The 16669-nt window shown below is 41.4% G+C and carries 17 protein-coding genes and 1 tRNA gene; 4 read left to right on the top strand and 14 right to left on the bottom strand.

Going from position 1 to position 16669, the window contains the following annotated elements:
- Nucleotides 1–4: 4 nt before the first annotated feature.
- Nucleotides 5–211 carry a hypothetical protein gene (locus tag DI077_RS00910; RefSeq protein WP_109021859.1) on the bottom strand — a complete coding sequence of 69 codons (207 nt, stop codon included), beginning with the start codon at nt 209–211 and terminating at the stop codon, nt 5–7.
- A gap of 91 nt (nt 212–302) precedes the next feature.
- Between DI077_RS00910 and DI077_RS00915 the strand changes: the two genes are divergently transcribed.
- Genes DI077_RS00915 through DI077_RS00925 form a run of 3 tightly spaced genes read left to right on the top strand, consistent with a single transcriptional unit; the run spans nt 303 to nt 3123 of the window.
- The gene (locus DI077_RS00915; protein ID WP_109022192.1) at nt 303–1682 is read left to right on the top strand and encodes an SLC13 family permease; all 1380 of its coding nucleotides are present in this window, start codon (nt 303–305) and stop codon (nt 1680–1682) included.
- Between the two features lie 55 nt (nt 1683–1737).
- Nucleotides 1738–2304 (top strand): hypothetical protein, encoded by a 567-nt coding sequence (locus DI077_RS00920; RefSeq protein WP_109021860.1) that lies wholly within the window; start codon nt 1738–1740, stop codon nt 2302–2304.
- A 12-nt stretch (nt 2305–2316) separates the two neighbouring features.
- Nucleotides 2317–3123: a CAP domain-containing protein gene (locus tag DI077_RS00925; protein WP_109021861.1), complete on the top strand. Its 807-nt coding sequence runs from the start codon at nt 2317–2319 to the stop codon at nt 3121–3123.
- 74 nt (nt 3124–3197) lie between these two features.
- Here DI077_RS00925 and DI077_RS00930 read toward each other — a convergent pair whose 3' ends face one another.
- From DI077_RS00930 to DI077_RS00980, 11 genes are all read right to left on the bottom strand, one after another.
- Complete coding sequence (locus DI077_RS00930) at nt 3198–3653, bottom strand: EVE domain-containing protein (RefSeq protein WP_109021862.1); 456 nt, start codon at nt 3651–3653, stop codon at nt 3198–3200.
- Nucleotides 3654–3656: 3 nt separating this feature from the next.
- Entirely contained in the window at nt 3657–5615 is a 1959-nt protein-coding gene (gene ftsH / locus DI077_RS00935) for an ATP-dependent zinc metalloprotease FtsH (RefSeq protein ID WP_109021863.1), read from the bottom strand.
- Nucleotides 5616–5644: 29 nt separating this feature from the next.
- Nucleotides 5645–6208, bottom strand: coding sequence for an aminoacyl-tRNA hydrolase (gene pth, locus DI077_RS00940; protein ID WP_109021864.1), 564 nt, complete (start codon nt 6206–6208; stop codon nt 5645–5647).
- A 15-nt stretch (nt 6209–6223) separates the two neighbouring features.
- On the bottom strand, nt 6224–6859 hold the full coding sequence (locus DI077_RS00945) for a 50S ribosomal protein L25/general stress protein Ctc (RefSeq protein ID WP_109021865.1): 636 nt from the start codon (nt 6857–6859) through the stop codon (nt 6224–6226).
- A gap of 17 nt (nt 6860–6876) precedes the next feature.
- A complete protein-coding gene (locus DI077_RS00950; RefSeq protein ID WP_109021866.1) occupies nt 6877–7818 on the bottom strand; it encodes a ribose-phosphate diphosphokinase in 942 nt (313 codons plus the stop codon).
- Nucleotides 7815–8576: a sugar phosphate nucleotidyltransferase gene (locus tag DI077_RS00955; protein WP_109021867.1), complete on the bottom strand. Its 762-nt coding sequence runs from the start codon at nt 8574–8576 to the stop codon at nt 7815–7817. The genes DI077_RS00950 and DI077_RS00955 overlap by 4 nt, the downstream gene beginning before the upstream one ends.
- A gap of 26 nt (nt 8577–8602) precedes the next feature.
- A tRNA-Gln gene (locus DI077_RS00960) sits at nt 8603–8678 on the bottom strand.
- A 4-nt stretch (nt 8679–8682) separates the two neighbouring features.
- Nucleotides 8683–9591, bottom strand: coding sequence for a 4-(cytidine 5'-diphospho)-2-C-methyl-D-erythritol kinase (locus tag DI077_RS00965; RefSeq protein ID WP_174705658.1), 909 nt, complete (start codon nt 9589–9591; stop codon nt 8683–8685).
- A 15-nt stretch (nt 9592–9606) separates the two neighbouring features.
- The gene (locus DI077_RS00970; RefSeq protein ID WP_109021869.1) at nt 9607–10569 is read right to left on the bottom strand and encodes a WYL domain-containing protein; all 963 of its coding nucleotides are present in this window, start codon (nt 10567–10569) and stop codon (nt 9607–9609) included.
- Between the two features lies 1 nt (nt 10570).
- Entirely contained in the window at nt 10571–11743 is a 1173-nt protein-coding gene (locus tag DI077_RS00975; RefSeq protein ID WP_109021870.1) for an ACP S-malonyltransferase, read from the bottom strand.
- 84 nt (nt 11744–11827) lie between these two features.
- Nucleotides 11828–13564 carry a S8 family peptidase gene (locus DI077_RS00980; protein WP_109021871.1) on the bottom strand — a complete coding sequence of 579 codons (1737 nt, stop codon included), beginning with the start codon at nt 13562–13564 and terminating at the stop codon, nt 11828–11830.
- A 575-nt stretch (nt 13565–14139) separates the two neighbouring features.
- Here DI077_RS00980 and DI077_RS00985 point away from each other — a divergent pair.
- Entirely contained in the window at nt 14140–14451 is a 312-nt protein-coding gene (locus tag DI077_RS00985) for a PilZ domain-containing protein (protein WP_109021872.1), read from the top strand.
- Here the strand turns inward: DI077_RS00985 and DI077_RS00990 are convergent.
- On the bottom strand, nt 14448–14936 hold the full coding sequence (locus DI077_RS00990) for a M23 family metallopeptidase (protein ID WP_242935302.1): 489 nt from the start codon (nt 14934–14936) through the stop codon (nt 14448–14450). The two genes, DI077_RS00985 and DI077_RS00990, sit on opposite strands and share 4 nt — an antisense overlap.
- Nucleotides 14937–15222: 286 nt before the next feature.
- Nucleotides 15223–16659, bottom strand: a complete 1437-nt coding sequence (locus tag DI077_RS00995; RefSeq protein ID WP_109021874.1) for a flavin-containing monooxygenase — start codon at nt 16657–16659, stop codon at nt 15223–15225.
- Nucleotides 16660–16669 lie beyond the last annotated feature (10 nt).

Genomic DNA, 16669 nt, shown 5'->3' on the forward strand with positions numbered 1-16669 from the left:
AAAACTAGTTTTCTTTTTTAACAAAAAGTCGGATCGCTATCTCAGGAAAATACGCGCCGATTAAAATAAGAACGAGACCGATCATATTCGGGATGGAAAAAAACTTAAAAGGTGTAGCTCCTCTATCCAATCCCACGTTGATGACGCAAATAAACCATCCCCCCAAAATCAAACCAAAGCCGATCGTATGAAAAAGTATTTTTCTCAACATCTTAGAAACTCTCCTGGGAACTTTCTTTTTCTTGAAAGCCCTCTCTATTTTATATAAAACTGCCAATACCGAAGGAAATCGTCAAGCGACAATGCCAATCATTTCATTTCTAATCAGTTTAATTCTACTTCTTCCCGCTGGTTTTGGTTTTTACCAGTCTTGGTTCGGGTTGACTCCCTCCCAGGAAATCAATCTGGCAATTGGACTGCTTGCGGCATATCTTTGGGTCTCGGAAGCCATACCTCTTTATGTAACTGGTTTTTTAATCCTGTTTCTGGAGCTGATTTGGTTATTGCCCAATTGGGGAGGACCTGCTCCCAAACCGATCGTATTTTTATCCTGTTATTTTTCCGAAACCATATTACTGTTCTTAGGCGGTTTTGTCATCTCGGAGGCGATTGCGCATTATAGGTTAGATGAAACTCTCGCCAGATTTGTGATCAAAAACACAAAAGGTTCTTCTTTATACTTGCTGATCGGTCTTGGGCTCTCTACCGGCTTTTTATCCTGCTGGATGAACAATACCGCAACGGCAGCTATGATGCTCGGTCTTGTCGCTCCCATGATGAAAAACCTGAGTTTGGAGTCTCATTTGAGAAAGTCGGTTTTGTTCGTGATTCCTTTTTCCGCCAATTTGGGCGGGATTGGGACTCCTGTGGGAACTTTACCGAATGTAATCGGAATCGGATATATGAAGGAGAAAGGAGTCGATATCGGTTTTTTGCCATGGATGGCTTTCGGCATGCCGGTGTTTCTCATTTCAGTCATGCTTTTGTGCGGACTTTTGTATTGGAGTTTTTTGAAAGACAGGGAAGAGGAAAGTCCGAAACTATTTACGCCTTTGAAAGATGAAATTTCAAAAACAAGTTTGAAGTATAACTTAAGTTATTTGATTATCGGTATCACTATCCTCGGTTGGATGACATCGGATCTTCATAAGATTTCCAATGGAACGGTCGCATTGGTTCCGATCATTGCTTTCTTCGGATTAAAACTTTTGGACTTAAATCATTTTCGATCTCTTTCATGGGATGTTTTGATTTTGATGGGAGGGGGAATCGCCCTTGGAAAAGCGATGGAAGAAACGGGGCTTGCAAAACAGTTTATCGATTTACTTTTATTAGGTGACAACTCTTCTTTCTCTTTATTTTGCATATTTTCCATTATGTCTCTTGGTTTATCTTGTTTTTTGTCCAATACATCCGTTGCCAATCTGATGCTTCCCATTACAATGGGTTTGCCTACGGAAGTCATTCTTCCCGCCGCACTTGGAGCGACAATCGGCGCTTCTCTTGCTATGCCTTTTCCGGTTTCCACTCCTCCCAATGCTTTGGCATTTAGTTACGGTGGAATCAAGAGTATAGAGATGGCAAAGATAGGAGGAATCATTTCCATACTTGCTTTGATCGTTTTTTTGGCTGTAGGCGGAGGAATTTTACACTTTGCCGGATGGGTGGATTTTTCGCATTAATTACTACAAAAAATGCTTTTCTTAGATAAGTTTATCGGTAGCATACAAGCGGAAGATGTTATTTAGCCGCATTTCATTATTTCTGGTAAGTATTTTATTATTTACCAATTGTTATAATTATCTCAGTGAAGATGTACCTATCATAGTTCGTCCCGAATTGAAACAAAGGATTTCCCTTCTCACTATAAAAGTTTCAAGCCCGGAGTCGGAACGTTCCAGAAAACATATTACCACACTATATACCAAGTACATCAATGATACCGGTTATTTCGGAAGAGTGGTCAATGAAGGAATCCGCAGCTCGCATCATATAGATATTTATACTTCCGAAGTAAATGAATACGAACATTTCTGGGTTTCTTCCGTTTCCAGTTTGTTTATGATTTTGACCGTCGGTATTTTACCGTCCATTTATTCGCAAGAAAGGGTTTTGCACGCCGATTTTTACGTTGAAGAGAAGTTAGTTGGTCGGGAAAAATACAGACAAAAACACTCTACTCTTTTCGGTATTCCTTTCTTTTTTATTTGGGAGTCCGGAATCGAAGAGGCAAAGATCATTCAATACAATAAAGAACGTAATATGATCAACAACATGATCCAGGACTATAATCGTTATCTTTAAGGAGAAAATAAGATGAAAAAGTTTAGCATAATTTTTATTTCGTCGGTTGCATTTTTAATTTCCTGCACCACCCCGGCTAAAAAACAAGCAGTTGTTAAAGAAGAAAAAAAAGAAACCACGACTGTGGGCAATTCGGTAGCCGACAAAGGGCAACTGGCATTTCTGGAAGCGATCGAAGACGGAAGAAAACTTCCTTCTTCCAGCAAATGGAAACCGGAACAATACGAAGAATTGAACGATCAGTCTTTCAGCTCTTACGCGCCCGCAAAAGAGAGAATCGATTTTGCAAATATAGATTATCCGCTTTTAAACGCAGCTTTGTTTTTTGAGACCAGCAAGGAACGAAGAAAATTGGGTTTAAAACCGTTTCGTTATTCTGCGTTATGTGAACAGGCTGCCTTCGGTCACGCCCAAGATATGGTGAATCTTAATTTTTATTCACATACAAGCAAGGTTTCGGGAAAAGAAAATTTGAAGGATAGATTGGAACTTGTGGGAATCATCAATCCTACATCCGGTGAAAATATAATCAATTCCTTTGCCATTGATTATAAACCCGGGACTCCTGTTTATAACCCGGAACAAAACGAAGGAAAGTTTTTCAGCTACCAGAAAAAAGGCCCTCCGATTCCCAACCATACTTATCTAAGCCTAGCTGATTCTTTGGTGGAGTCCTGGATGAACTCTCCTCCTCATAGAAGAAATATTCTAAACCCTGACTTTAGTTATATGGGCGGTGGAGTTTATTATTATCAGGATGCGAAATTTCAGAATATGGACAAGGTAAAGGCTGTACAAGTTTTCTCTTCAAAACCTTAAATTGCAATTTTAAACATTCTCTCCTCGGTCCGGGAAAACATAGAAGGGAAGGGAAAAGGGTCGTTTCTAGAAATTTAATTTCCGAGTTTGGTGATCGTATCAAATTCGGATTTTTGAACCGGCTGGATGGAAAGTCGCGAACCTTTCTGAACCAAAACCATTTTGCTCAAACTCTTTACGGTTTTCAATTCGGCTAAAGACAAAAAGTTTTTAAATCGTTTCGATAATTTTAGCCTAACACCAAACCAACGAGGATCTTCTTTTTTACTTTTAGGATCAAAGTATTTGCTATTCGGATCAAATTGAAAAGGATCGGGGATTTGCGATTCAACTATCTCTGCAACTCCTACGATCCCTGTCGGATCAGTGCTGCTGTGATAAAATAAAACCAAGTCACCTTTTTTGACTTCGTCTCTTAAATAATTGCGTGCTTGGTAATTGCGAACACCTTCCCAGAAAGAGATTTTCTCTCTTTCCAGGTCGTCTATGGAAAAAACATCGGGTTCTGTTTTAAAAAGCCAATACTTCATCTTCTAAGCTGAATAAGCTGGTTTTGTAGAAGTTGCGCCTTTTGTTTTTTTAGAAGAAGATACTGATTTCTTTTTTTCCTCTTCTATTTTTTCACCGGAAGGATGAACGATGGCCATCAATTCCTGACTATCTATTGTTTCTTTTGCAAGCAGAGCTTTGGCGATTGCATCCAGTTTCTTCACGTTTTTGCGAACCAAGTCTCTTCCTTTGTCCAAAGAAGTTTGTACAATTCTGCGAACTTCCTGGTCAATCATCGCTGCAAATTCTTCCGAATACGGTTTGCTGCTATGACCGTAATCTCTTCCGATAAACGGAGAGTTTTCCGGTCCACCGTAATTAATTGTTCCTAGTTTTTCAGACATTCCCCATTCACAGACCATTCTGCGGGCGATATTGGTTGCTTGTTGGATGTCATTGCTGGAACCATTCGATGGATCGCCAAATATAAGTTCTTCGGCGATATAACCACCCATAGACATTACGATTCGATCCAAACAGTATTGTTTTTTGTAAGAATGACGATCTTCTACCGGTAAAGACTGAGTTAAACCCAAAGATCTCCCTCTAGGAATGATTGTTACTTTATGTACAGGTTCCGTATAAGGAAGGAGTGTTCCGAGAAGTGCGTGACCTGCTTCATGATAAGCGGTCATTTCCTTTTCCTTGTCGGAAATCAGCATTGATTTGCGTTCCGGTCCCATCATCACTTTATCGCGAGCTTCTTCCAGTTCTTCCTGAGTGACTCTTTTTTTGTTTCTACGAGCAGCAAGTAACGCGGCTTCGTTGATCAAGTTGGCAAGATCCGCTCCTGTAAAACCAGGGGTTCCACGTGCAATCGAATTGACGGAAATATCGGATACCATAGGAACTTTTTTGGCATGAACTTGCAGAATTTCTTCCCGTCCTCGCAGGTCGGGTAAATCCACGATGACTTGTCTGTCAAATCGGCCCGGACGAAGCAAAGCAGGGTCAAGCACATCAGCACGGTTAGTTGCTGCCATCACTATAACACCTTCGTTCATTTCAAATCCGTCCATCTCGACTAACATTTGATTGAGAGTTTGTTCTCTTTCATCGTGACCGCCGCCAAGTCCTGCACCACGAAGTCTTCCTACTGCGTCGATCTCATCGATAAAGATGATACAAGGTGCGTTCTTTTTTCCTTGGTCGAATAAATCGCGTACTCGGGAAGCACCTACACCCACGAACATTTCCACGAAATCGGAACCGGAGATTGAGAAGAAAGGAACTCCCGCTTCTCCTGAAACTGCTTTCGCAAGTAAGGTTTTACCTGTTCCCGGAGGACCGACAAGTAGTACACCTTTAGGAATTCTAGCGCCAATGGCATGGAACTTTTTAGGGTCTTTTAAAAATTCAATGATCTCTTGCAATTCTACTTTTGCTTCATCACAACCGGCCACATCGTTGAATGTAATTTTGATTTTAGGATCAACATTCATTTTGGCTTTGGACTTACCGAATGTGAATGCTTTGTTTCCTGTAGCTTGCAGTTGTCTCATCATGATGAACCAGATGATACCAAGGGCAAAGATCCAAGGAATGATACTGGAAACAACACTCCAGAATTTATTCTCTTCGGTGGACTTCGCAGTAAAGGATAATCTTTGTTTACGAAGTTTGGTAATCAAATCCTCGTTCACCGGTGCGATGTTAGTTTTGAAAGCTTTCGGTTTGTTGTCTTTCGAATCGGAAGGGATATACCAACCTTCAATCAATTCACGATCAATCGTGATCTGAGATTTGTTGGTGATATCTTTCCCGTCTTTCGAAGTTATTTTTCCGATTTGTTTTTTACCTTCAACCGGTTCTACCATATTGAGGAATTCGGAGTAACTGATCTCGTCAGGACGAGATCCAAGGGAGTCCGGTCTGTACCAGACAGCTAATACTAATAGTATTACAAGTAAGAACAGAAATACATTTTTGATGTTTTTATTCATGGAAGATTGTCTCCCTTATTAGACTAAAATCAGAGGTGATATTTTTGAATCACTTCGTCGATATCCCCCATGGAAATCGATCGAATCGCGGCCTCCGCGTCATTGATGATCTGAATCAGACTTAAGTTCTCAAGAGGCTCAAAATCATCACGTAAAAATTCTTCTCTTTTTTTCGGATTGTATTTGGAATTGCGCACCCCAATACGAATTCGAATGAAATTGGGGGACCGGAGGGAAACGGAAACCGAATCCACACCGGGGTGGCCGACGCTTTCTCCGCCTTTTGTGACCACAATTTGCCCCAATTCCAGGTCAAGATCCTCATGGATCAGAACTATGTCTTTTACTTGGATTTTGAGAAAAGAGGCAATGTAAAGTACGGATTCGCCGGAAAGGTCACTGAAAGTCTGAGGTTTGAGGAGAACCACTTCGTCCCCCTCAAAATCACCCCTTCCGATCAGAGATTTTTTCTTCTTCGTTTTGATTTCGAGGCCAATGTTGTTGGCTATGACATCGAGAATCTTAAAACCAATGTTAGAACGATTGTTATTGTATTTATCTCCTGGATTGCCCAGGCCTACTATCAGCTTCATTGGTTTTGGAAAAAACTACTTCTTAGCGGCTTTTTTTGCTGCGGGTTTTTTACCGCCGGCATCAGCTTCCGCTTTTTCCGCTCTTTCTGCAGCAAGAATCGCTTTCGTCTTATTGCAGGAAGTTACAATCGGATCGCCGTTGATCAAAATATCCCAAGATTTCGGATAAGGAAGGTTGGACACTTTAATCGCCATCCCAACATCAAGATCAGTCACATCTACCGTAAGAACATCTGTTAGGTCTTCCGGAGTCGACTTAACTTTGATTTCATGAATCAAATGTTCGAATTGACCGCCCGATTTTGAACCTTTTGCAACTCCTGTTGTTTGAATCGCAACAGTGGTAATGATTTTTTTACCAGGAGTCACTTTGAAAAAATCAATATGACGGATTTTTCCAGTGTGAGGAAATCTTTGTACTTCTTTAACAAATACTTTTTCGGTTTTACCATCTAAGTCAAGTTCGATGAGGGTTGCTTTTCTGATCCCAGAATCGATCAATTTTTGGATTTCTTTTTCAACTACAGTGCCTGAAGTTGCTTGTCCACTTCCGATGATATTTGCTGGTACTAAACCTGCTGTACGAAGGCGTCTTGCAGGACCTTTGCCAGTAAGAGTTCTTGGTTGTACTTTAATGCTATATTTTTCCATGATTATGTTCCTTATTATTATGAAAACAGACTAGAGATGGATTCCTCATTGTGAATCCTTTCGATTGCTTTAGCAAAGAGTGGGGCGATAGAGAGCGTTTTCAAGTGATTTATTTTCTTTGTCTCGGGTACCGCAATGGAATTTGATAAAACAATCTGTTCGAATTTCGCTCCGTTGAGCTTTTCCGGAGCCTCTCCGGAAAGAACCGCATGAGTGGCACAACACATTACGGATTTTGCACCATTATCATAAAGAGCATTTGCCGCTTTTGCAATGGTTCCCCCAGTATCGATCATATCATCCAAGATCAGACAATGTTTGTCTTTTATGTCGCCTATCACATTCATTACGACGGACTCATTGGCTTTGGGGCGTCGCTTGTCTATGATCGCGAGAGACCCGTTCACTTTTTTTCCAAAGTTACGAGCTCTTTCCGCACCACCTGAATCCGGCGAGACAATTACCAAATCGTCCAGTTTCAAGGAATTGATGTATTCCGCAAGTACGGGAGAAAAGTAAAGATGGTCTACCGGAATATGAAAGAATCCTTGGATTTGATCTGCATGCAAGTCCATAGTAAGAATACGATTGGGACCGACTGTTTCGATCAAATCCGCAACAACACGGGCTGAAATGGGAACCCTTGGTTCCACTTTTCTATCCTGGCGTCCGTATCCGTAATAAGGCAAAACAGCTGTAATCCGGCGTGCCGAAGCGCGACGAAGTGCATCGATGATAAGTAAAAGTTCCATTAAACTGTCGTTTGCCGGATAACTGATGGACTGAACGACAAATACGTCCCTGCCTCGAACGTTTTCTTCGATTTTGACGGCGCTTTCTCCGTCGGAAAATCTTTTTACGGTGATTTGTCCGTTAGGAATTCCTAAATTTTGACAGATCTCTTCCGCTAAGGGGCGGTTCGCATTTCCGGAAAATACTGCAACTTCACTTGGATTCATACACCAACTAAACCTTTATCTATATATTGTTTTGCTTTTTCTAAATCTTCCGGGGAATTGATTCCGTGACTTTCCAAAGCATTCTTAAGAGTGAGTGCGCCCACTTTTTTGCCTTGGGAACGGAAAATCTTAATCACATCGGTGAGATAATATTCTTTTTGAGCATTGTCATTGCCTATACTTTTTAGGGCATCAAACAAATGTTCTGCTGTAAAACAGTAGGTTCCTGTGTTGACTTCATTTACCGCCTTTTCTTCCGGCGTGGCGTCTTTCTGTTCTACAATTCGGAGTAGGGAACCGTCATCGGAAGAACGAATGATCCTTCCGTATCCCGTAGGATCTTCCATTTTGGCGGAAAGGACAGTCGCAGAATAATGATTATCTTTATGAAGTTGGATGAGTTCTTTAAAGGAAGATGCGGAAATCAGGGGTGCATCACCGCAAGCAACCAGAATATAACCCTTGTGAGGTTGTAGATTTTTTTCCGCTGAAATTACAGCGTGACCCGTTCCTAATTGTTCCGTTTGCTCCGCAAATTCGACGCCGGGAAATTTTTCGGCGATGGAGGTAACTATATCTTTGCGATAACCAACCACTACAACTTTACGTCGGATGTTGGCATTTTCTATATTTTGTAGAACGTGGATTAAAAGTGGAGATTCGTTCAGTACAACCGCAACCTTGGGGAGCTCACTCTTCATTCGAGTGCCTTTCCCCGCCGCCAATATAACAGCAGTTACAGTCGTTTCATTGTTCATACATGCGAAATTCGGAAAATAAAAACTGGCTGGCCTGCTAGGATTCGAACCTAGGGAATGGCGATACCAAAAACCGCTGCCTTACCGCTTGGCTACAGGCCAGTTTCTAAAAAGAGAAGGATCGGAAATCCATTTCTGGAAATCGGGATTTCAGTGAGTTTAACAATGGCAACTGATCTCGTTCTTCTGCAACTAAGCCGAAAAAGCAAGAACCAGAACCGGAAAGAGAAGAGTAAACCGCTCCCTCTTGTAAAATTCCTGATTTCAATTCCTTTAAATCGGGATGAACCTGGAAAGCGATTTTTTCAAAATCATTCTCTAGTTTGCCGTTTAGGCTTGTCCAATCCCCGACTCGAAGACTTCTAACCACATCCTCTGTCAGAGTTTTCCATACTTTTGAATCGTGGGTATTTTGTAAACTTCTTTGAAGTCCGTCGTACATTGATTTGGTAGATAAAGAATAGGAGGGGATGGCAAGAACTCCATGCCCTTTTGCGACCTGAACGGACTCTAAATTCTCACCAATTCCCGTGACAATGCAGTGGTTTTCCTGCAAAAAAAAGGGAACATCGGCGCCGATTGATTTGGCGAGCGCGATTTGTTCGTCTTGGTTCAGGGAGGTTTTGGAAAATAGGAATTTGAGTAAGCTGCCTGCGTTGGAGCTTCCTCCTCCCACGCCACCTTCGGGAGGAATTCGTTTTGTCAAACGGACCCGGATGCCTTCGGGTTCTTTGAGGTGGGGAAAAACGGTAAAATAGGATTTGTATAGTATATTTTTTGTTAGGTTTCCACGTTCGGATACTGCTTCGAATAGCGCTTGTTTTGTTTGTGGGAGCTGGTTTTCGGAAACAAGCTGAAATTCCGGTATTTGAAGGTTGGAAAGAGGAAAGGTTTCTACTTGGAAGTCGTCTCCGAAGTTTGTTCTAAGGAAAATACTTCTGATCTCATGATAACCATCTTCTCTTTTGAAAGGAATCTCTAAACCTAAATTGATTTTTGCGGGAGAGATCGTCATTATGGAAATTCTAATTTATGATACGAAGATGGAGTTAGCTTTTTCCAAGCTTTGGAGGATTCTTTTTCGGAGATTTCCGGGTGATTTTAGGATAATACTATTTCCATAACCCAAGATTGTATTTACAAACCAGTTTTCTTCCCGGATGGGAACTTCATAAGCATCATAATTCCGGTCAAAAAATTGTTTGGATTCCGAAATCGGCTTTAAAGGTAATTTTTGTCCCAAGTGAAATGCTGCGGAATCCGTGCAGTAAATCAAAGCAGTGGCTTCGTTTACAGATTCTTTTGATGTGAGGAGTTGAACAAATCCATTTAACCAGTCTTTGGCGCCATCCGGTAATGATTTTGTTTCCTGGTTTGTTTCCGTGACTTCCAAAATACAGTCCAATCGAAATGCTCTGAAATCCTGTTTTTCCAAATCAAATCCCAAAAGATAGGAATCATTTTCTTCCCAAAGAATCCAAGGATGTACTGTTCTTGTTTCTTTATCCTTTGTATTTCTTTTCCAATATTCCAATCGAATGATTTTCGCGTTTTGAATGTTGTCTGAAATTTTTTTGCGAATGATTGAGTGAGGTTCCCATGTTCCGGAAGGAATTACCGAATTGATTTTGTTTAAAATCGATTCTGAAATTTGTTTTTGGTCGGAGTTCGTTGCGGCGACGGATTCGTCTTTGTTAGATAGGATATCTCGGAGTAAAATCCATTCGTCGGGAGAAAGAGGAAGTGCCTTGTCCAAGGCGATGGGAAGTTTGATTTTTACTTTTTCGCCGTCGTAATCTACTTCAACACAATCCTGTGGAGAATAGGGGTACATTTCTATCATGAAAAGTTCGCCTAATTCTCGTTTGAGATCACCGATGGATTTATGACCGGTGATCTTTTGCAAGTCTTCCAAACTCAATCCGTCAGGGTGTACGGAAAGAATCCTGATTAAATTGAGTTTGGATGCGGCACGAAGCGTTGCTGGGTTCAAATTAAACTTCTAAAATCGCTTTTAGTTCCTTTGCATTCGATGCACATAGCGATTGTTTTTCGATGTTTTTTGCTTTCAAATGACCGCCGGTCAATCTTTGGGAAACAACACTTGGTCCGAAGTCGATGATTGCTTGGATGCTTGCATCGTTCCAGATAGGAGCGATCGCCAAATCCCAGTAAAGCGGCTCAATCAAGACCATTTTGAACAGGATATCGCGAAGGTTTCCGTCTTTTTGTAAGTTGTGGCCGTCGAAGATGCTATAAACCGGAACTTTCAAATCGCTTCCGTTGTAAGGGAATGGAACCACTTCAGCATCTTCTTTCACAAATCCTGGAAGAGAAGAATTCATAAACGGGCAGTGAAAAGGTGCTGTAGTTTTCAGATAAACGAATTTGAATTTTTTCTCATCCATTTCCGCTTTCCATTTGGAACGGAAGGCAAGCAAGGAAGAAGGAAGTGCGGAAAGAATCATAGAATCAGGAGTATTGTACAAAGAGATATAGATTGTATTTTGACCGGTGAGTCCGAGTGATTCGTTGGTTTGTTTCACTCTGTCTTCCAATTCGTCTTTGGAATAACCGATGACTGCTGCCATGGGAGCAGGATTTTTGTCCCCGTTGGCTTCGTTTCCTTGTGCAATTTCCGCAGAGATTGTGAAATCAGGATAAACTTTTTGTCCGTTAAATCCAAGATAAAAAACAAATTTCAAAAAATCGCTGTATGCTTTTAAAAAATCGCTTCCTTCTTTTCCTAGACCAACTAACGCACCTGCGATGACACCTTGACTATGTCCGCTGATTCCTCCTGTCGTTTTGATAAGATCAGCAGTAGGATAACCTTTTTTTGTAACTAAAACATAGTTTGCAATTTGGGTCATGAAAATTCCGGGAACGGAGATCGGTGCGCGTGCCAGATAATCTTCCGAAGGAGCCGAATCCGGATTTTCCAACCAAGCTTTGAAATTGAAACCTTCATTGAGGAAAGGGCTTTTTCCATCGCGTGCTGCGATTTCGTCGGTAGTTCGGAAAGATACGTCAAAAAATTCTTTTAATTCAGGTTCTTGGTATAGTTTGGCAAGCTCCTTTAAATAAGGTGAGCCTTGTCCTCCAAACTGCAAAAAAAATTTCTGAGATTGAGAGGAAAAACTAGAGAGAAGTTTCGGAGTAGTCATTATATTTTCCTGAGATGTAGTTTTCTGTTACCCTAGAAAAAAGCCTTCCCTGAACAAGGAGAAAATTCTTCCTAAGATTAGCGGTTAGGAACCGTAAAATATGATTTTATAATAGGTCAGATTGCCTGTCGGGGTTCCGTTGTTTTCGTCTTTGATCAGAATTTTCCAAGTCCCGTCCGCAGGAAAATCCAGATAACCGGAAATGCCGAAAATCTGATCGGTCATCGCCAAACAATCTTTTGTTGGTAATGTTTTTTTTTCTCCCGAATAACAGAGATGTGGTTCATGGATTTCCAATATGCGAACAACAGGACTTGTTGGAGATTGGATTTGAATGCGAATCTCTCCAGGATTTGGATGATCGGAAGTCAGAATCAGTTTGATGAATTCGATTTTTGTGATTCCCGAGCCGGAAATGGGAACGGATTGGGTACTGAAACTTCCGGACTGGTCGATCGCAAGGCTGATTGTTCCTTCCGTGGACCAAGTCTTGAGGCTCGAGGAACCGCCTAGGGTTGTCCAACTAGCAGCGGTTTGGAGTGTTTTTTCCGCATCTACCGCGCCGAATCCGTATATGGTACTGAAATCGATTCCGGGACTCGTTGTCACCCAACTGGTATTAGATGAATCTATTTTTTTTGCGGATAAGGCTAAGATTTTTTTAACATCCCGCCAAGTGAAGTTCGGATATTTTTCCAAGAGAAGGGATACGACTCCGGTCACCATAGGAGCTGCTGCAGATGTTCCGTTGAATGTGGATGTATATTTCCTATTCGTATAATTAAAACTTGAAGTGTCCGGGTAGGAGGTATCTCCTCCTCCGGGATTGTAGCCCCATTCCGAATTTGCACCCAGATTGTCCGTGGTGGTGATGCCTGTGTTATTGCTTCCGTCCCTTCCCGTATAAGCAGTTAGCCATAGATTGGCACCTTTTTCGGAAAAGGCCGCTCGGACACCTGTATTTAATGCACCGGCCACCGCAATGGTTCCATAGTGACTTGTATAACCGTCATAATTGGAATTGTCCACTTCCGTTCCTACCGGTTCTCCTAACGTACCTGCGCCGTTACCGGCGGCCCAAACATAAACAGTACCTTTTCCGTTCCGGTTATTTGCAATCCCGGATTCGATTGCCGTATAAAACGAATTAGGTGCTTTTTGGTAATTGCCCGATCCGTCTGCGCTGCCCCAACTGTTATTGGAGACGAATACGGATTTGTTTTCGGTAAGCGATCGGGTCATATTAGAATCATTACTTTTAGAGAGATAATTATAAACTAAGAACTCGGAACAAGGGGCGACTCCGGTAATTCCTAAGTTATTTCCTCCCCTTGCGGAGATGATCCCCGCGACTGAGGTTCCATGGTTGGCGAGATTTCCTCCTGGGTCATTGGACGCGAGCCCGTTTGTTCCGTGTAAAAAATTGACGCTGGAACCGGTCGCATTCGGTTGTAGGTCTTCGTGTTCCAGAACGGCACCATCATCCACTATGGAAACAAGGGTTCCTTTGCCACTGAGGCCCAGAGACCAGGTAGGTACCACATTTATATCGTTACCGGAAACGCCCGCAGGATGAAGTGAGGAGTACATGGCTTGGCCGGTATTCTTCAGATGCCATTGATAGGAAAACAAACTGTCATTTGGGGCAGTGATAGGGCTGCAAGTTTCAGGGGAGTAAGGAGCTGTGCTTTTATTGGAGAGAACTAGTTGGTTGAGCCAAAGAGTTGCATTTTTGTCGGACTTTTTGTCTTTGATTTGGCATTGGAAAAGGCAGAAGATAAAGGAGGCAGCTAAACAGATTGTCACTAGCAACTGAAACATAAGGAAATGCCACCTTCGGAACGCATTTCCATAATAATCGCAACTGCTAAATTGCTACAAAAATATTAAATTTATGGCGAATAACCCTTAGGCTGCCTTAGAAACTTTAAGAGTATCTTTAATTCTTTCGTGGTCTTCTGCCAAAAGGACAATATTATCAAAATAGGATTTAAAATCGATCCTGCCTGAGGAGAAGTCCTCATGAAGAAGTGCTAAAAGGAGATAAAACATGGTGCCTCCAGTTCGGAACGAAATTAGCAATGTGACATAATTCGGAAAGTCTTTTTCCGAAACCGCAAAACAGTTCGTTCTATTTTTCTATCGGAAGGACGGGGAAATCGAGGGAGAAATTTTTTTACTACTTAGGCTCTGCGGTTCCATTTGGGTCGAAATCGTGAAAAATTTGTTTTGAGTGTAATCTTTCTGAGAATCATAAGTCATCCTTTCTTAAAAACCGACAAACGAAGGTTTAATGAAGCTGGAAATTAATTAAAAAAGTTTTACTCTCCTGTCATAAAATAGTAATTGAGTGATGTTCTACTGAATCTATGTTAGCTACAAAGTACTTAAAGCCTATGAAACCAAATCATTACACAGAAATTCCCGCCAATTTCACTTTGAACCTAGAGGTTTTGGCAGATTACGATATTCACAAACACATCAGCGCAAGGGGCATTACCTTTATTCACCCGACCCCTTTTGATGTTTCTGCGATTGTTAAAGTATCTTTAAAGATGATTTCTTTGACCGGATCGGTTGATTTTTTAGTGAAGGTACTGAAATGCACCAAATCGGAAGGTGAAAAGTTGTATGAATTGCATTGCAATTTTTATGATACGAATGCGGAAAAAGAAGATGAGGTTTTGGGCTTTATAAAAAGTTTTTAAGGCGCCAAAGATTTTTCCAGAGCCGGAGCAAATTGATCTTCGTTCATTAGTTTTTCTTTCGAAACTTGCGCTATTAAAAACTTTGTAGGAGAAAAAAAGCCGTCCGTTCCAAAGGAATAACCTCCACCTAATGCCGATCCAAAACCTGCCCTGATTTCAAAGTGCAGGTGAGACGGGTAACTTCCTCCTGCATCTCCGATTGTTCCTATCCATTCTCCTTTTCTAACCATTTGACCCGGTTCGACTTCTATAGTGTATAGGTGTGCGTAAAGGGATTCAATAAAGAAGAACTGACCTTTTTCGGGACTTGGATGTTTGTGAACAATTCGTACTATTTTCCCCCATCCTCCTCCATAATCAGCTGTTAGACTGACAATTCCATTAGCAATAGAGTAAATAGGTGAACCGAAATCGGAGTCTCCCCCTCCTATATAATTCCAATCTTCTCCCAGGTGAAATCGATAACCGAATTTAGGGTTCTCCACACCGAATTTCTGAGCAATATAAAAGCCTTCCCCGAATTTTCCTCCTACGGGAAATTCATAAGAGTCTACAAAAAATTGCGGATAACGTTGGTAAATGGAAACAGGATCTGCTTTTTTTTCCGCTGTCCCGCCGCCTAGCCAAGCGAAGAGCGGGTTTCCTTGGTACCCAAGTCCTTTCGGAGATTGGCATTGGGTTAGGAGACAAAGAGTTAAGATTAAAATGGCTAATGTTGATTTTTGAGACTTTCGTGTGCGCGCGGATTTAAAAAATCCGCGCGGATTGTATTTAAGCCCTTGCTCTTGCCGAAGACTTTTTAGGCTTAGAAGTTTCCTTAGTATTTGCTTTGGAAATGGATTTTTCAAAATCTTCCGCTCTAGCTGGAATTGGATAAACATGGTTTTCTGCGTCAGCCCGTTTTTTGCCAGATTTCATTTCCTTTTTCATTTGGTATAGAAAACTATCAAAGTCTACTTGAATTGTATGTCTTGCACTGGACACATATCTTTTTCGCATTGCAGTTTCATCATTTTTAATCCACTTATTCATTTCTTTTTCGGAAGGTAGTTTGTAATTGCCTGAGAGATACTGAGCGATCCATTTTCCTTGCATTTCCGCGAGGGGCATAATTGCACCGAGCGGTTGCATCAGACCGACAAACATAAGATTATTGATTTCCGGTTTGATCATTTTGAAAAAAAGCGGAATATAATTATTTGGCGCTGAAAGAAAATTTTCATCGAAGAATGGGAATTTTATAGCATAACCCGTGCAATAGATAAGCACATCTGCATTTTCTTCGGATCCGTCAGCAAACTGGATTTTTTTTCCTTTTAGTTCTTTGATCACTGCTTTGTGCTTTATATCCCCTCTCCCCAATCTCACAAGGAGGTCTTGGGAAACGGTCGGATGCGCTGAACCAAATTTATGATCAGGCTTCGGAAGCCCGAAATCTTCCATTTTTCCTACGCCGTAACGAATGAGTAGATTGCCGAGAGTTTGTTGAATCCAAAAGGGAACCCATGGAGGAATATTTGCCGTTAACTTATCCAACGGTTTTCCAAATAGGTAATTCGGAATTACATAAGCCCCACGTCGGGAAGAAAGAAATACTTTTTTAGAGACGCCTGGTCTGGAAAGTTCGACTGAGATATCCATCGCACTGTTTCCCATCCCAAGAATAACGACATTTTTTCCTTCGCAATTAACTGGTGTTTTTGGGTCAACGTAAGAATGAGAATGAATCGTCTCGCCTGTAAACTTTCCCGGGAAAGCCGGATCAGGCCATTTTTCACTCCAATGGTGTCCGTTTGCGACAACTAACACGTCATAGTATTTTACAGGACCTTTTTCAGGAGTGATTTTCCAAATTCCTTCCGGAGTTCGTTCCGCTTTTTTAACTCCATTTTTGAACTGTATGTGTTTTCTCAGTCCGAAGTGATCAACAAAATTACCAAAGTATTTTTGAATCGGTTCATGGTTTGGATAATCAGCATAATCCGTCGGCATTGGATAGTCTCGATATTCCATTCGATCTCTATGGGTGTTGATGTGCAGGGATTTATAGATATTGCTTAACCCGTTATCATTTTTATAGCGCCAATTTCCTCCGACATCACTGCCTTTTTCGTAACAATCAAATGGAATTCCATTTTCTTTTAAAGATTTAATTACTGTTATGCCGGACGATCCGGCACCGATTACGCAAACTCTTGGTAAAGTCATATATTGATTC

The sequence above is a fragment of the Leptospira kobayashii genome, assembly GCF_003114835.2.
GTDB lineage: Bacteria > Spirochaetota > Leptospiria > Leptospirales > Leptospiraceae > Leptospira_A > Leptospira_A kobayashii.

What these genes read in the sequence shown, in the direction of transcription:
- DI077_RS00965 (WP_174705658.1), bottom strand. Translation starts at nt 9,591, where the DNA reads ATGACGATCTCTCCCGCAAAAATCAATTTAGGTTTAGAGATTCCTTTC.
- DI077_RS00925 (WP_109021861.1), top strand. Translation starts at nt 2,317, where the DNA reads ATGAAAAAGTTTAGCATAATTTTTATTTCGTCGGTTGCATTTTTAATT.
- DI077_RS00985 (WP_109021872.1), top strand. Translation starts at nt 14,140, where the DNA reads ATGAAACCAAATCATTACACAGAAATTCCCGCCAATTTCACTTTGAAC.
- pth (WP_109021864.1), bottom strand. Translation starts at nt 6,208, where the DNA reads ATGAAGCTGATAGTAGGCCTGGGCAATCCAGGAGATAAATACAATAAC.
- DI077_RS00945 (WP_109021865.1), bottom strand. Translation starts at nt 6,859, where the DNA reads ATGGAAAAATATAGCATTAAAGTACAACCAAGAACTCTTACTGGCAAA.
- DI077_RS00950 (WP_109021866.1), bottom strand. Translation starts at nt 7,818, where the DNA reads ATGAATCCAAGTGAAGTTGCAGTATTTTCCGGAAATGCGAACCGCCCC.
- ftsH (WP_109021863.1), bottom strand. Translation starts at nt 5,615, where the DNA reads ATGAATAAAAACATCAAAAATGTATTTCTGTTCTTACTTGTAATACTA.
- DI077_RS00915 (WP_109022192.1), top strand. Translation starts at nt 303, where the DNA reads ATGCCAATCATTTCATTTCTAATCAGTTTAATTCTACTTCTTCCCGCT.
- DI077_RS00975 (WP_109021870.1), bottom strand. Translation starts at nt 11,743, where the DNA reads ATGACTACTCCGAAACTTCTCTCTAGTTTTTCCTCTCAATCTCAGAAA.
- DI077_RS00910 (WP_109021859.1), bottom strand. Translation starts at nt 211, where the DNA reads ATGTTGAGAAAAATACTTTTTCATACGATCGGCTTTGGTTTGATTTTG.
- DI077_RS00920 (WP_109021860.1), top strand. Translation starts at nt 1,738, where the DNA reads ATGTTATTTAGCCGCATTTCATTATTTCTGGTAAGTATTTTATTATTT.
- DI077_RS00980 (WP_109021871.1), bottom strand. Translation starts at nt 13,564, where the DNA reads ATGTTTCAGTTGCTAGTGACAATCTGTTTAGCTGCCTCCTTTATCTTC.
- DI077_RS00930 (WP_109021862.1), bottom strand. Translation starts at nt 3,653, where the DNA reads ATGAAGTATTGGCTTTTTAAAACAGAACCCGATGTTTTTTCCATAGAC.
- DI077_RS00995 (WP_109021874.1), bottom strand. Translation starts at nt 16,659, where the DNA reads ATGACTTTACCAAGAGTTTGCGTAATCGGTGCCGGATCGTCCGGCATA.
- DI077_RS00955 (WP_109021867.1), bottom strand. Translation starts at nt 8,576, where the DNA reads ATGAACAATGAAACGACTGTAACTGCTGTTATATTGGCGGCGGGGAAA.